Raw genomic sequence first — 14,421 nt, forward strand, 5'->3', positions numbered from 1 at the left:
TTCGTGGCGAGGGAGCTTGCTCCCGCTGGCCTGCGAAGCAGGCCCATGATCAATCAGCCACGCGCCTTCTCGATCAATTCGATGTAATCCTCGGCATTACGCTGGTCCTGGATCAGCGCGATAAAATCGTTACCCTTCTCATCCTTACCGTTGAGGTCGTAGCCGGCCTCGACGAAAAACGTCAGGAAGCGCTCGAAGTCGTCAACCCGCAAGCCACGGTAGCCCTTGATCAGCTTGTGCAACGACGGCGACGTGGCATCGACCGGTTCGAAATTGAGGAACAGCTTGATCTGCTCATCGCCAATTTCGTCACCAATCACTTGTTTCTTGTCTTTACGCATTGCCGGCTCCAGCTTGCACAGTTCACGGGGCGGGCAGTTTACCCCCGCCGAGGCCCGAGGCTCAACGCGGGCGTTCGGCGCCGGTGTGCAGGTCGGCCCAGATATGGCCGTTGGCGTAGGTCAGGAACTGCACGTAGACCGTGTCATTGCGCAACAGATCGATGACAACCCGGTACTGGGCCTGTGGATAAGACAGGGTCAGGGTCTTGCTCGCTTCGTCGAACATCGGCTTCTTCAGGCTTTTGCTTTCGCCGTCGAAGTTAAGGATGACCTGGCTGATGGTCGCGCCTTTGTTCAGCGGCTTACCCTTCAGACGCACCAGCAACGGTGATGTGACCGGTATTGGTTGCTGGTTGGACTGACGCTGGTTACCCAGCACCACCGAATACTCGGTCACTTGCAGCAGTTGCTGCTGTTCGGGCTGCTCCTGGCGCACCGTCAGGTCATCGGGCGGCAGGAACTGGCTGTGCATCGGCGCGGCTTCGGCTGTCAGGGTCAGGCTCGATAGCAACAGCAAGGCGACGCAGCGGCGGGTCGATACACTCATGACAGGCTCCAGGGTCTTGGCCGGGCACTCTAGCATGGGCGGGCGCAGTAAAAATAAACGATCAGGATCAATACTGCCGGCACTGCAAGAGGCATACTCAAAGCGCCATCATCCTTGATCAGAAGCGATGCCGTTGTGGCGAGGGGATTCATCCCCGTTCGAGTGCGTAGCGCTCGCAAATTCTTCGACAGGATAGAAATCCCAGGGTCTGCTGCGCAGCCCAGCGGGGATAAATCCCCTCGCCACAAATGTGGTGCTATCCAGATTCGTTGTATCGCCCCATTCATTTTGTGTGGAGTGCCCATGCCCTTCTCCGCCCCGCCGCTGTTTGCCGCCTTTCGCCAATCCTGGCGTGCCGGTTATACCCTCGCGCACCTGCGGGGCGATCTGGTGGCCGGGCTGACCGTGGGTATTATCGCGATCCCCTTGGCCATGGCCCTGGCGATCGCCGTTGGCGTACCGCCGCAACATGGTTTGTACACGGTGCTGGTGGCCGCGCCGCTGATTGCCCTCACCGGCGGTTCGCGCTTTAACGTGAGTGGGCCGACGGCGGCGTTCGTGGTGATCCTGCTGCCCATCACCCAGCAGTACGGCCTGGGCGGCCTGCTGCTGTGCACCATGCTCGCCGGGCTGATCCTGATCGCCCTGGGGCTGATGCGGGCCGGACGGTTGATTCAGTACATCCCCTATCCGGTAATCCTGGGCTTCACCGCCGGGATCGGCGTGGTCATTGCCACCTTGCAACTCAAGGATCTGCTAGGCCTGAGTACCGCCGGCCAGGCCCATCACTACATCGAGCAATTGGGCGAGTTGATCGTGGCACTGCCCGGCGCCCGCCTGGGCGACAGCCTCATCGGCGCCAGCTGCCTGGCGGTCTTGATTGCCTGGCCGCGCTGGGTGCCAAGGGTGCCCGGCCATCTGGTGGCCCTGCTGGTTGGCGCGCTGCTGGGGCTGGCGCTGGAGCGCGGCGGCTGGCCGGTCGCGACCCTGGGCGAACGCTTCAGTTACCTGGTCGATGGCGTGGCTCATCCGGGCATCCCGCCGTTCCTGCCCCACTTTGATTGGCCGTGGAATCTACCGGATGGCCAAGGACATCCTTTGACGCTGTCCTATGACCTGATCCGCCAGCTACTGGCACCGGCCTTTGCCATCGCCATGCTCGGTGCCATCGAGTCGCTGCTGTGTGCGGTGGTGGCCGATGGCATGACCGGCAGCAAGCACGACCCCAACGCCGAATTGATGGGCCAGGGCCTGGGCAACCTGGTGGCACCGTTGTTTGGTGGGATCACTGCCACCGCAGCGATTGCTCGCAGCGCCACCAACGTACGCAGCGGCGCGTCCTCGCCGTTGGCGGCAATCATTCACAGCCTCGTGCTGCTGGTGGCGATGGTGTCGCTGGCGCCGCTGTTCAGCTACCTGCCCATGGCTGCACTGGCCGCGTTGCTGGTGATGGTCGCCTGGAACATGAGCGAGGCCGGGCATGTGCTGCATACTCTGCGTATTGCCCCGCGCAGCGACGTGCTGGTGTTGCTGACCTGCCTGAGCCTGACGGTGCTGTTCGACATGGTGCTGGCGGTCGCGGTCGGCCTGTTGCTGGCGGCCGGGCTATTCATCAAGCGCATGAGCGAACTGACCGACAGCGCCGAACTGCCGCGCCACTTCCACCAAGCCTTGCTGGACATGCCCGAGCATGTGCGCTGCTACGGCATTCGCGGGCCACTGTTCTTCGGCGCGGCCGAAAAGGCTCTGGACGTGCTACGCCGCTTCGATTCGGGGGTTCGGGTGGTGATCGTGGAAATGAGTGCCGTGCCGATGCTGGACATGACCGCACTGGCCGCGTTTGAAAACATCCTGAAGGACTACCGCAAGCAGGGCATCGGCCTGATCCTGGTGGCGACCGCGCCGCGGGTACGCCTGAAGCTGCGCCGCGCCGGTATTCATCGCGAGCAGCGCCAACTGGCGTATGTGCAGACGTTGGAACAGGCACGGGTCAAGAGTGAGCAGTGGTTGGCGCCTGGCACCACCCACTCAAGGCTTGCCTGAACCCGTGGCGAGGGAGCTTGCTCCCGCTGGGACGGTCCGACGCCTCGGGTGCAGCAGCCACAATTGCAGGTGGGTGCTACGCACCCAAGCGGGAGCAAGCTCCCTCGCCACGGGACTGTGTAGCCCTTCCAAACAGTACTCAGTCGAACTGTGCGCGCATCCAGGCCTGGTACTCGGCCACGCCCGGCTCGCCCTCGCGTGGTGCCCAGTGGGCCAGTTCACCCTCGCCCACAGGCCGGTAAGGGCCGGCCTTGCATTCGAACATCAGGCTGTCGGCTTCCAGCACCACCAGGCCGTGGTACACACCAGCCGGCAGGTCGACACCGAGGCAATCACCGCCGGCCTGCAGGATGCGCTTGTCCACCACCGCACCACTCTCATCAAAGATCAACACCCCCAGCCGCCCCTTGAGCACCAGCAGGGTTTCCGCCTTGTCGGCACTCAGGTGCCGGTGCGGCGGGATGTACGTCGAAGGCTGCAAGCCAACCGCCATGCGATGGCAAGGTTCGTCCATCTGATGGAAGTTGTGGTGCTGCCGCCCACGAGGATTGGCCACAGCGTTCCCGGCCAGCTCGTCAAACAGCGCTTGGTCCAGAAAGCTCGGCCGGGTCATTGATTACATCCCTTTGACGGCAAAAATACCGTTGGCGTTGCGCCAGTAGCCCTTGTAGTCCATGCCATAGCCGAAGATGTAGCGGTCGACGCACGGCAGGCCGACGAAATCGGCTTTCAGATCGGGACGCGCCTTGCGGTCGTGGTCCTTGTCGATCAACACGGCGGTGTGCACCGCGCGGGCGCCGGCGTGTTTGCAGAAATCGATGATCGCGCCCAGGGTGTGGCCTTCATCGAGAATGTCGTCGATGATCAGCACGTCGCGGTCGATGAACGAGACTTCCGGCTTGGCTTTCCAGAACAGATCGCCGCCGCTGGTTTCGTTGCGATAACGGGTGGCGTGCAGGTAGGACGCTTCCAGCGGGAAGTTCAGGTAGGTCAAAAGCTTGCCGGAGAAGATCAGCCCGCCGTTCATGACGCAGAACACCACCGGGTTGGACTCGGCCAGTTGCTCGTTGATTTGCGCACCGACACGGGCGATGGCCGCTTCGACTTCGGCTTCGCTGTACAGGCAGTCAGCCTCGCGCATGATTTGACGGATATGCTCGAGATCAGCGGACATGGCGCTCTCCAAGGGTGCAGGTTCGGAAAAGCGGGCAAAGGTACGCATCCCGACCGGCCAGATCAAGCGTTTGTGGACTAACGTTCTGTATTGTCTATAGGACAACACCCTCGGATAGATTAATCTAGGCCGGTTTTTTTGCCCGCCGCCGGAGCCGTCCCCATGCCCATCCTCGAGATCCGCCACCCGCTGATCAGACACAAACTCGGCCTGATGCGCCGCGCCGACATCAGCACGAAGAACTTCCGCGAGCTCGCCCAGGAAGTCGGTGCCCTGCTCACCTACGAAGCCACCAAGGACCTGCCGCTCGAATCCTATGAAATCGACGGTTGGGCCGGTGCGGTCCAGGTCGAGAAAATCGCCGGCAAGAAGATCACCGTGGTGCCGATCCTGCGCGCCGGTATCGGCATGCTCGAAGGCGTGCTCAGCCTGATTCCCGGCGCCAAGGTCAGCGCCGTGGGCGTGGCGCGCAATGAACAGACGCTGCAAGCGCATACCTACCTGGAAAAACTCGTTCCGGAAATCGACGAGCGCCTGGCGATGATCATCGACCCGATGCTCGCCACTGGCAGTTCCATGGTCGCCACCATCGACCTGCTGAAAAAAGCCGGTTGCCGGGACATCCGCGCCATGGTGCTGGTGGCGGCGCCCGAAGGCATCAAGGCTGTGGAAGATGCCCACCCCGACGTGACCATCTACACCGCTTCCATCGACCAGAAACTCAACGAACATGGCTACATCATCCCGGGCCTGGGCGATGCCGGCGACAAGATCTTCGGCACCAAGCAGAAGGACGCCTGAGCATGCAGGATGAGTTCAACGATCCGCTCTGGCGCCAGGTGCTGTCGGGCGCGCAGATGTTGTTCGTGGCCTTCGGTGCACTGGTGCTGATGCCGTTGATCACCGGCCTGGACCCGAACGTCGCCCTGTTCACGGCGGGCCTGGGCACGATCCTGTTCCAGATTGTCACCGGGCGTCAGGTGCCGGTGTTCCTGGCGTCGAGCTTTGCGTTCATCACCCCGATCATTCTCGCCAAGGGCCAGTTCGGCCTGGCAGCGACCATGGGTGGCGTGATGGCGGCCGGTTTCGTCTACACCTTCCTGGGCCTGGCGGTGAAGATCAAGGGCACAGGCTTCATCGACCGGCTGTTGCCGCCGGTGGTCATCGGCCCGGTGATCATTTCCATTGGCCTGGCGATGGCGCCGATTGCCGCGAACATGGCGATGGGCAAGGCCGGTGACGGTACCGAGCTGATTCATTATCAAACCGCGATGATGATCTCCATGCCGGCCTTGCTCACCACACTGATCGTCGCGGTGTTCGGCAAAGGCATCTTCCGCCTGGTGCCGATCATTTCCGGCGTGCTGGTGGGCTTCGCCATGGCGTTTTTCTTTGGCGTCGTGGACACCGCGAAAATCGCCGCCGCGCCGTGGTTCGCCCTGCCGAACTTCACCGCGCCGGAATTCAACTGGCAGGCGATCCTGTTCATCGCGCCAGTGGCTCTGGCGCCGGCCATCGAGCACATCGGCGGGGTGATCGCGGTGGGCAGCGTGACCGGGCGCGACTACCTGAAAAAACCCGGCCTGCATCGCACCCTGTTCGGCGACGGCATTGCCACCACCGCCGCCGGGCTGTTCGGCGGCCCGCCCAACACCACTTACGCCGAAGTCACCGGCGCGGTGATGCTGACCAAGAACTACAACCCGAAAATCATGACCTGGGCGGCGATCTTCGCCATCAGCCTGGCGTTCATCGGCAAGTTCGGCGCACTGCTGCAAAGCATCCCGGTGCCGGTGATGGGCGGGATCCTGTGCCTGTTGTTCGGTTCGATTGCAGCGGTGGGCATGAACACGCTGATCCGCCACAAGATCGACCTCGGCGAGGCGCGCAACCTGGTGATCGTCTCGGTGACGCTGGTGTTTGGCATCGGCGGTGTGCTGGTCGGCACCGGCACCGGCCCGGACGACTTTGGCCTCAAGGGCATTGCCCTGTGTGCAGTGGTGGCGATTGCGCTGAACCTGATCCTGCCGGGCAATGACGGCTGGAAGCAGAAGAAGGCGGATGAGCCGCTGCTATAAATCAGCCTGTTCTATTGTGGCGAGGGAGCTTGCTCCCGCTTGGGGGCGAAGCGCCCATTCTAATGGGACTGCTTCGCAGTCCAGCGGGAGCAAGCTCCCTCGCCACAGTTTTGTATTACAAAGCAATCGGCGCCCGCTCACACAACCTGCTCAACGCCTGCGCCCACTGCGGCTGATCATTGAGACAAGGCACCAGCACCAGTTCCTCGCCGCCCGCCGCCAGGAACTGCTCGCGCCCGCGATCGCCGATCTCTTCCAGGGTTTCGATGCAGTCCGCCACGAACGCCGGGCACATCACCAGGACTTTCTTCACGCCACTTTTGCCCAGTTCATCCAGGCGCGCTTCGGTATAGGGTTCGATCCACTTGGCGCGGCCCAGGCGGGACTGGAACGACACAGACCATTGCCCATCCTTGAGCCCCATGCGCTGGGCAAACAGCTCGGCGGTGCGAATGCATTGGGCGCGGTAACAGGTTGCGATGACCTCCGGCGGCGCGTTCTTGCAGCAGTCGGCATCCTTGAAGCAATGAAACCCGGTCGGGTCGAGCTTGGTCAGGTGCCGCTCCGGCAGGCCGTGGAAACTCAACAACAGATGATCAAAGTCCTGGATCAGGTACGGCCGGGCGCTGGCCACCAGGGCGTCGAGGTATTCCAGCTGGTCGTAGAACGGCTGGAGAATCGAGAACTGCACATCGAGCTTGTTTTCCCGCACCACCCGCCTGGCTTCTTCGATGACCGTGGTGACGGTGCTGTCGGCAAATTGCGGGTACAACGGCGCCAAGGTGATCTTCTTGTGGCCCTGGCTCGCCAGGCGCACCAGCACCGACTCGATCGACGGCTCGCCATAACGCATCGCCAGCTCCACCGGCCCCTGGGTCCATTGCGCGGTCATGGCCTGTTGCAGGCGGCGACTGAGCACCACCAGCGGCGAACCCTCTTCCCACCAGATCGAGGCATAGGCGTGAGCCGATTGTTCGGGACGCTTGATCAGGATCAGCGACACCAGCAACCGCCGCACCGGCCATGGCAGGTCGATGACATACGGATCCATCAGGAATTGATTGAGGTAGCGGCGCACATCGGCCACCGAGGTGGAGGCAGGCGAACCCAGGTTTACCAGAAGCAACGCGTGATCGGTCATGCAACGTCCTATTTCAGAAGCGGCTGGACAAGTCGTCCAGGGCCGCAGGCAAATCAGTGAAGCGGAAGGTGAAACCCGCCGCCTGCAATCGGGCCGGCGTGGCGCGCTGGCCGCCCAGCAACAGCAATGACAATTCTCCCAGCGCGACTTTCAGCACAAGTTCCGGCATCGGCACCACCGCCGGCCGATGCAACACGCGCCCCAGGGCCCTGGCGAAATCGCGGTTGCGCACCGGGTTCGGTGCGCAGGCATTATAAGGACCGCTGGCCTCATCGCGGTGCAGAAGAAAATCGATCAGGGCAATTTGATCGTCGATGTGGACCCACGGCATCCACTGCCGACCATTGCCGATACGCCCGCCCAGCGCCAGTTTGAAGGGCGGCAGCAGGCGCGACAAAATACCGCCCTCGGCAGACAGGACCAGGCCAGTGCGCACCAGCGCCACTCGTATACCCATGGCCTCGGCCCGCTGCGCGGTTTCTTCCCAGGCGATGCACAACTGACTGGCGAAATCCTCGCTGACCGGGCCCGACGCTTCGGTCAGCTCACGCTCGCCACCGTCGCCGTACCAACCCACCGCCGAGCCGGAAATCAACACCCCTGGTTTCTGCTCGCAACGCTCCAGCCACGCCAGCAGTACCTCCGTCAGGGTGACGCGACTGCTCCACAGCAGCATCTTGCGCTTGTGGGTCCAAGGACGGTCGCCAATCGGTGCGCCGGCCAGGTTGATTACCGCGTCCACCGGCTCGGCAATCTCGTCAAGCTTTGCGACGGCCCGCACCTGCGCGCCACAGATTTTCGCCACCTCGTCCGGACGACGACTCCATACGGTCAGGCGATGGCCCTGCCCCAACCAGAGCCGACAGAGCTGACGTCCGATCAAACCAGTACCGCCGGTCAGCAATATATGCATGAGTTGTTTCTCCTATCGCGTTTTACCCGGCCCACTAGTCTATTTTTATAAGCAGGGATTTTTCGTATCAGACAGGGTCTGTGATTAAACAATAGGACAACCTGTCCAAGCGCGAACGGCAAAACCTATACTAAAAACCAGAATTGTACAGGTTTAAACGACGGCATAGTCTGTACAGAAAGGTAAACGAGGCCCTCATGACTGTACCCATCGCAATCATCGGCACCGGCATCGCCGGACTATCAGCCGCCCAGGCCCTGACGGAGGCCGGGCATGTCGTTCAACTCTTCGATAAAAGCCACGGCAGCGGCGGACGTATGTCCAGCAAGCGCAGCGATGCTGGCGCACTGGACATGGGCGCACAGTATTTCACGGCCCGCGACCGGCGCTTCGTCACCGAGGTCCAGCGCTGGCAAGCCAACGGCTGGGCCGCGGAATGGACCCCTCTGCTGTATAACTTCCAGGGCGGCCAGCTGAGTCCTTCGCCGGACGAGCAGACCCGCTGGGTCGGCACGCCGCGCATGAGCGCCATCACCCGCGCCCTGCTCGGCAAGTTGCAGGTGCAGTTCTCCTGCCGGATCACCGAGGTGTTTCGCGGCCAGGAGCATTGGCACTTGCAGGACGCCGAGGGCTTCACCCATGGCCCCTTCGGCCAGGTCGTGATCGCCACGCCGGCGCCACAGGCTACCGCATTGCTGGCGGCCGTACCGAAGCTGGCCGGGGTGGCCGCCGGGGTGAAAATGGACCCGACATGGGCGGTGGCCCTGGCATTCGAGACACCGCTGGATACGCCCATGGAGGGCTGCTTCGTGCAGGACAGCCCGCTCGACTGGCTGGCCCTCAACCGCAGCAAACCGGGACGCGACGGCAAGCTCGACACCTGGGTGCTGCACGCCACCAGCGACTGGAGCCGGCAGCACATCGACCTGTCCAAGGAGGCGGTGATCGAACACCTGCACGGCGCCTTCGCCGAGTTGCTGCACAGCGCAATGCCCGCCCCCTGCTTCAGCGTCGCCCATCGCTGGCTCTACGCCCGCCCCGCCGGCAACCATGAATGGGGCGCCCTGGCCGATGCCGACCTGGGCCTGTATGTGTGCGGCGACTGGTGCCTCTCCGGCCGGGTCGAAGGTGCGTGGCTCAGTGGCCAGGAGGCCGCCCGCCGCTTGCACGCCAGCTTGCAGTAAATCGCGTTACCCTGCGCCAACCGCTGCTGTCGAAAAAGGCAGCAGCTCGATCCGCAAGAAAAGCTGCGACGCGCCACCCTGCAAGTTCTTGTACAAACCGGTTGACTTGCACGACTTCGTAACTATGATGAAAATATTGTACATAAATTTATATTTGTACAAGATTAAGCCATCAGAGGTCGCCCATGCCCAACGAAGCCGCCAAGCCCAGAATCGCCATCAGCGCTTGCCTGATGGGCGTCGAAGTTCGTTTCAACGGCGGGCACAAGCAATCCCCCCTGTGCAGCCGGACCCTGGTGGATTATTTCGATTTCGTGCCGGTGTGTCCCGAGGTCGCCATTGGCCTGGGCATCCCACGGGAGCCAATCCGCCTGGTGGGCGATCCTGACCATCCCGCCGCCATCGGCACGGTGGATCACAACCTCGACGTGACGCAGCCACTGGCCGATTACGGGCAGCAGATGGCCGGTGAACTGGATGACATCTGCGGCTACATCTTCATGCAGAAATCACCGTCCTGTGGCCTGGAACGGGTCAAGGTCTACCGCCCCAATGGCGCACCACAGGACGGTGGCGGACGCGGTATCTACGCCAAGGCTTTTTGCGCCCGTCACCCTGACCTGCCGGTAGAAGAAGACGGTCGCCTCAATGACCCGGTGCTGCGGGAGAACTTCTTGAGCCGGGTGTTCGTCTACGCCGCCTGGCAACCGCTGCGCCGCAGGGGGCTGACCCGGCGTGACCTGATCGACTTCCACTCGCGCTATAAATACCTGCTGATGGCCCACAACCCGGTGCAATACAAAGTCCTGGGAACCATGCTTGGCGACATGAGCAAGGCCGATCCCAACGAGCTGGGTCCTCGCTATTTCAGCGCACTGATGGCAGCACTGAAAAAATGTGCGACCCGCCGCACCCACACCAACGTCTTGCAACACCTGAGCGGGTATCTGAAACGCGCGATCGGCAGCGAAGACAAACAGGAAGTGCAGCATCTGATCGCTCAGTATCGCCTGGGCATCGTACCCCTGGTCGTACCCCTGACATTGCTCAAGCATCACCTGCGCTTGCACCCCGACCCGTATCTGGCGCAGCAGGCCTACCTGCAACCGCATCCGGAAAACCTCAGCCTGCGAAACGCCATCTGATGAAGCGCGATACCGACTCCAGCGCCAGCGAAGACCTGGGGGCCGACTTTGCCAAGGCCTTGGAACAGGGCTGGCTGCCGATCCGCGAAGTTGCCCGGCAAACCGGGGTCAACGCCATCACGTTGCGGGCCTGGGAACGCCGGTACGGCTTGATCGTGCCGCACCGTACGCCCAAGGGCCATCGGCTATTCAATGCCGAACACGTGCAACGGATCCGGAGCATCCTGACCTGGATCAACCGCGGAATGGCCGTGAGCAAGATCAAGCCGTTGCTGGACACTGCGCAACCGCTTGCCGAACCTCTTGAAGACGACTGGCAGCGTCAGCGCCACGCCTTGGTACTGGCGGTGACGCAACTGGCCGAGCGTCAGGTCGATGAGCTGGTCAACCAGGCGATGGCGCTTTACCCGCCCTCGACCGTGTGCGAGCAGTTGCTGTTGCCTCTTCTCGCCCAATTGCAGGTGCGCTGGCAAAATCAGTTCGGTGCGCAACTGGAACAGGTATTCCTGTACTCCTGGCTACGTAGCAAATTCGGCAGTCGGATCTACCACAACAACCGCCAACTGCGCGGCGCGCCGTTGCTGCTGATCAATCACTCGGACAGTTTCCCGGAACCATATTTGTGGCTTACCGCCTGGCTGGCCAGCAGCGCCGACTGCCCGGTGGAAGTGTTCGACGGGCCTTTGCCAGCCGGCGAACTGGCCTTGGCGGTGGAGCGCCTCCAGGCCCGTGGCGTGCTGCTGTATGCCAGTCATGCGCTCAACCTGTCCCAACTGCCCAAGCTACTGGGCGCCATTGGCTGCCCGATCATCATCGCCGGTCCGGCCGCGTCGATTCACCACGCCAGGTTATCCACAGGCGTTTCGATGATTGACGTGTCTTGGGCTGAAGACCCGCTATCCGCTCACCGCGAACTGAGTCGTAGAGAAATCATTTGATGGAAAACAGCGTGCAATTGATCTGGCTGCGCAGCGACTTGCGCGTGCATGACAACACCGCCCTGGCGGCAGCCGTCGCCCAGGGGCCCTGTGTCGCGGTCTACCTGACGAGCCCGGCCCAATGGCGCGTCCATGACGACGCGCCCTGCAAGGTCGATTTCTGGTTGCGCAACCTTGCGACGTTGAGCGCAGCATTGGGTGAGCTGAACATCCCGTTGCTGATCCGCGACGCGGCGCACTGGAACCAGGCGCCGCAAGTGCTGATGAAGCTGTGCCACGAAATGAACGTCGGCGCCGTGCACGTCAACGAAGAGTACGGCGTGAATGAACAACTTCGCGATGCTGAAGTGGCTCAGGCGGTGAAGGCCCAGGGTGTGGCGTTTCACAGCTACCTGGACCAACTGCTGTTCAAGCCCGGCACGGTCCTGACCAAGACCGGCAACTATTTCCAGGTGTTCAGTCAGTTTCGCAAGGTGTGCTACAGCCGTTTGCACGTGTCCCTGCCAAACCGGGTTGCGTCGCCGGTCCGACAGGCGCTCACCGGCATCGTCAGCGATCCGGTGCCCAGGCAAATCGACGGCTTTGCCCTTCCCAGCGAAGCGTTGCGCGCGCTGTGGCCTGCCGGTGAGAACGAAGCCCAACGGCGCCTGGATACGTTTGTCGACCAACACATTGACTATTACCAGAGCGAACGGGATTTCCCGGCCAAGCCCGGTACCAGCCAACTGTCGGCGTACCTGGCAGCCGGGGTGGTCTCGCCGCGCCAGTGCCTGCACGCCGCGCTGCAAGCCAACCAGGGTGAATTCGAGAGCGGAAACGCCGGAACAGTGACCTGGATCAATGAATTACTCTGGCGCGAGTTCTATAAACATATTCTAGTGGGCTATCCACGCGTGTCTCGCCACCGTGCATTCCGCCCGGAAACCGAGGCACTGCGGTGGCGTAACGCCCCCGAAGAATTAGCGGCCTGGAAACAGGCACGCACCGGATTGCCGATTATTGATGCGGCCATGCGCCAACTGCTGGAAACCGGCTGGATGCACAATCGTCTGCGCATGGTCGTGGCGATGTTCCTGACCAAGAACCTGCTGATCGACTGGCGTGAGGGCGAGCGTTTTTTCATGCAGCATTTGATCGACGGCGACCTGGCGGCCAATAACGGCGGCTGGCAATGGAGTGCTTCCACCGGTACGGACGCATCGCCCTGGTTCCGGATCTTCAACCCTCTGAGCCAGTCGGAAAAGTTTGATCGAGAAGGCCGGTTCATCAAGCATTGGCTACCCCAATTGAACGATCTGGATGGGCAACAAGTCCATAACCCAAATCCTCAGGGCAGTTTGTTTGGTGCGGCGGATTACCCACCGCCCATCGTCGATCTGGCCCAATCCCGCGCTCGGGCGCTTTCTGCGTTCAGGAACCTGCCGGCGCGGCAGGACGCGATACCGCAGACGCCGGCCGATCAGCGGACATGAAATTGCGGCTGTTGGGGTGCGCAATTATTCAGCCGGCCATATAGTCTTACTAATAAGCCGCGCATCAAGGCGCAGCAACGATCAATAGGAGTACCCGATGGATCCAAAGCAGCCACGGCGATATTGGCTCACCGGTGCCGGCAACGGGATCGGTGCGTCGTTGGCTGAGGCATTGCTGGAAACTGGGGCGCACCTGGCGGTCAGTTCTGGCCGTGTTCGATCATGCGAAGCGCTGTCATTACGCTATCCGGGCCAAGTGCTGACGCTGCCCGGCAATCTTACCGATAGCCAGACCGTGCGCGAACTCGGCGAACGGATCGCCCGACAGTGGGGCTCGCTGGACACCTTGATCATCAACGCCGGAACGGCTGAGTATATCGACGGGCAGACGGCTGATCACACGATGATCGAGCATTTGCTGCGCAGCAACCTGCTCGCCGCCAGCTATTGCATCGAAGCCGCCGTACCCTTTTTACGCGCCGGGAGCGCACCGCATCTGGTGGGCATTGCCAGCCCGGCGACGTATTTGCCAGCGACGGCAACCGAAGCGGATGGCGAAGGGATGCGTTATCTGTTCGAAACGGCTCGCGCCGACCTCGCCGCCCAGGATATCGATGTGACGCTGGTCCATCCGGGGTATGACATACCGCCACCGGGCCATGGCGATTGCTTTTCGACACCGGTCCGGTGGACGCCCGACGAAGCGGCACGGCACGTTCTTGAGCACCTGGCGGAGCACCCTCCCGAATTAGCCTTACCCGTCGCGTCCATGACCGCACTCTGGCCGCTCTCCTCATCGGTCGAGACCCTGCCGGCGGACACCGATGCCCGCCAGGCGAAAAACGATGACCCGATCAAGGGACGACGCTGAGCTGCGCAACTGCCTTACACTGCGCGCCATGAAAACCATCCCTGTTCAGGAAATCAGCACCCCCGCCGTCAGTTGCTCGACGTGCGCGGCGTGCTGCTGCCAGTTGGAGGTGATGCTGATCACCGATACCGGCGTTCCGCAGCGCTTTATCGACACCGACGAGTGGGGCGGGGAAGTGATGCGGCGGCTCGACGACGGCTGGTGCGCAGCCCTGGACCGCGACAGCATGATGTGCACGATTTACGAGAAACGTCCGCTGATTTGCCGTGAATTCGAAATGGGCGCACCGGAATGCATTGAAGAACGCCAGGGAATCACGACGGCGTATCGCTAGATCACCGTCTACAGAGACTCCGCCATCGCGAGCAGGCTCGCTCCCACAGGGGAACTGTGGCAAACGCAGATCCGCTGACCACCAAAAAACCAATGTGGGAGCGGGCTTGCTCGCGAAGGCGTCAGCTCAGCCAGCATCGAGGTGACTGACCCACCGCTTCGCGAGCAGGCTCGCCCCCACAAGGGCTGTGGCAGACGCAGATCCAGTGTTCACCAAAAACCAAATGTGGGAGCGGGCGTG

15 protein-coding genes are annotated in these 14,421 nt (G+C 62.1%); 9 read left to right on the forward strand and 6 right to left on the reverse strand.

What is annotated here, in order from left to right; all coding sequences use genetic code 11:
- Positions 1-53 precede the first annotated feature (53 nt).
- Both RGM2987_RS22475 and RGM2987_RS22480 read right to left on the reverse strand, forming a co-directional pair.
- On the reverse strand, positions 54-341 hold the full coding sequence (locus RGM2987_RS22475; protein WP_245145004.1) for a PA4642 family protein: 288 nt from the start codon (positions 339-341) through the stop codon (positions 54-56).
- Between the two features lie 61 nt (positions 342-402).
- Positions 403-888, reverse strand: a complete 486-nt coding sequence (locus RGM2987_RS22480; protein ID WP_245145005.1) for a hypothetical protein — start codon at positions 886-888, stop codon at positions 403-405.
- 303 nt (positions 889-1,191) lie between these two features.
- Here RGM2987_RS22480 and dauA point away from each other — a divergent pair, with 303 nt between their 5' ends.
- A complete protein-coding gene (gene dauA, locus RGM2987_RS22485) occupies positions 1,192-2,931 on the forward strand; it encodes a C4-dicarboxylic acid transporter DauA (RefSeq protein ID WP_245145006.1) in 1,740 nt (579 codons plus the stop codon).
- Between the two features lie 139 nt (positions 2,932-3,070).
- Here the strand turns inward: dauA and RGM2987_RS22490 are convergent, their stop codons facing one another.
- Both RGM2987_RS22490 and RGM2987_RS22495 read right to left on the reverse strand, forming a co-directional pair.
- Complete coding sequence (locus tag RGM2987_RS22490; RefSeq protein WP_245145007.1) at positions 3,071-3,544, reverse strand: WbuC family cupin fold metalloprotein; 474 nt, start codon at positions 3,542-3,544, stop codon at positions 3,071-3,073.
- Positions 3,545-3,547: 3 nt separating this feature from the next.
- Entirely contained in the window at positions 3,548-4,105 is a 558-nt protein-coding gene (locus RGM2987_RS22495) for a hypoxanthine-guanine phosphoribosyltransferase (protein WP_245145008.1), read from the reverse strand.
- Between the two features lie 162 nt (positions 4,106-4,267).
- Between RGM2987_RS22495 and upp the strand changes: the two genes are divergently transcribed.
- Both upp and RGM2987_RS22505 read left to right on the forward strand, forming a co-directional pair.
- Positions 4,268-4,906: a uracil phosphoribosyltransferase gene (upp, locus tag RGM2987_RS22500; protein WP_245145009.1), complete on the forward strand. Its 639-nt coding sequence runs from the start codon at positions 4,268-4,270 to the stop codon at positions 4,904-4,906.
- Positions 4,907-4,908: 2 nt separating this feature from the next.
- Entirely contained in the window at positions 4,909-6,183 is a 1,275-nt protein-coding gene (locus RGM2987_RS22505) for a uracil-xanthine permease family protein (RefSeq protein ID WP_245145010.1), read from the forward strand.
- A gap of 115 nt (positions 6,184-6,298) precedes the next feature.
- Here the strand turns inward: RGM2987_RS22505 and hemH are convergent, their stop codons facing one another.
- Together hemH and RGM2987_RS22515 are read right to left on the reverse strand one after the other, a co-directional pair.
- Positions 6,299-7,324: a ferrochelatase gene (gene hemH, locus RGM2987_RS22510; protein WP_245145011.1), complete on the reverse strand. Its 1,026-nt coding sequence runs from the start codon at positions 7,322-7,324 to the stop codon at positions 6,299-6,301.
- Between the two features lie 13 nt (positions 7,325-7,337).
- Positions 7,338-8,237 carry a TIGR01777 family oxidoreductase gene (locus RGM2987_RS22515; RefSeq protein WP_245145012.1) on the reverse strand — a complete coding sequence of 300 codons (900 nt, stop codon included), beginning with the start codon at positions 8,235-8,237 and terminating at the stop codon, positions 7,338-7,340.
- 197 nt (positions 8,238-8,434) lie between these two features.
- On the opposite strand from RGM2987_RS22515, the gene RGM2987_RS22520 reads away from it, so the two are divergent.
- The 6 genes from RGM2987_RS22520 to RGM2987_RS22545 all read left to right on the forward strand — a co-directional run bounded on the left by RGM2987_RS22520 (position 8,435) and on the right by RGM2987_RS22545 (position 14,181).
- Complete coding sequence (locus RGM2987_RS22520; protein WP_245145013.1) at positions 8,435-9,421, forward strand: NAD(P)/FAD-dependent oxidoreductase; 987 nt, start codon at positions 8,435-8,437, stop codon at positions 9,419-9,421.
- 185 nt (positions 9,422-9,606) lie between these two features.
- The gene (locus RGM2987_RS22525; protein ID WP_245145014.1) at positions 9,607-10,566 is read left to right on the forward strand and encodes a DUF523 and DUF1722 domain-containing protein; all 960 of its coding nucleotides are present in this window, start codon (positions 9,607-9,609) and stop codon (positions 10,564-10,566) included.
- On the forward strand, positions 10,566-11,504 hold the full coding sequence (locus tag RGM2987_RS22530; protein WP_245145015.1) for a MerR family transcriptional regulator: 939 nt from the start codon (positions 10,566-10,568) through the stop codon (positions 11,502-11,504). The genes RGM2987_RS22525 and RGM2987_RS22530 overlap by 1 nt, the downstream gene beginning before the upstream one ends.
- Before the next feature lie 11 nt (positions 11,505-11,515).
- Positions 11,516-12,976, forward strand: coding sequence for a deoxyribodipyrimidine photo-lyase (phrB, locus tag RGM2987_RS22535; RefSeq protein ID WP_245145016.1), 1,461 nt, complete (start codon positions 11,516-11,518; stop codon positions 12,974-12,976).
- A 97-nt stretch (positions 12,977-13,073) separates the two neighbouring features.
- Entirely contained in the window at positions 13,074-13,847 is a 774-nt protein-coding gene (locus RGM2987_RS22540; protein ID WP_245145017.1) for an SDR family oxidoreductase, read from the forward strand.
- 28 nt (positions 13,848-13,875) lie between these two features.
- Entirely contained in the window at positions 13,876-14,181 is a 306-nt protein-coding gene (locus RGM2987_RS22545; protein WP_245145021.1) for a YkgJ family cysteine cluster protein, read from the forward strand.
- Positions 14,182-14,421: the final 240 nt, after the last annotated feature.

The organism is Pseudomonas sp. RGM2987, from assembly GCF_022952855.1.
GTDB lineage: Bacteria > Pseudomonadota > Gammaproteobacteria > Pseudomonadales > Pseudomonadaceae > Aquipseudomonas.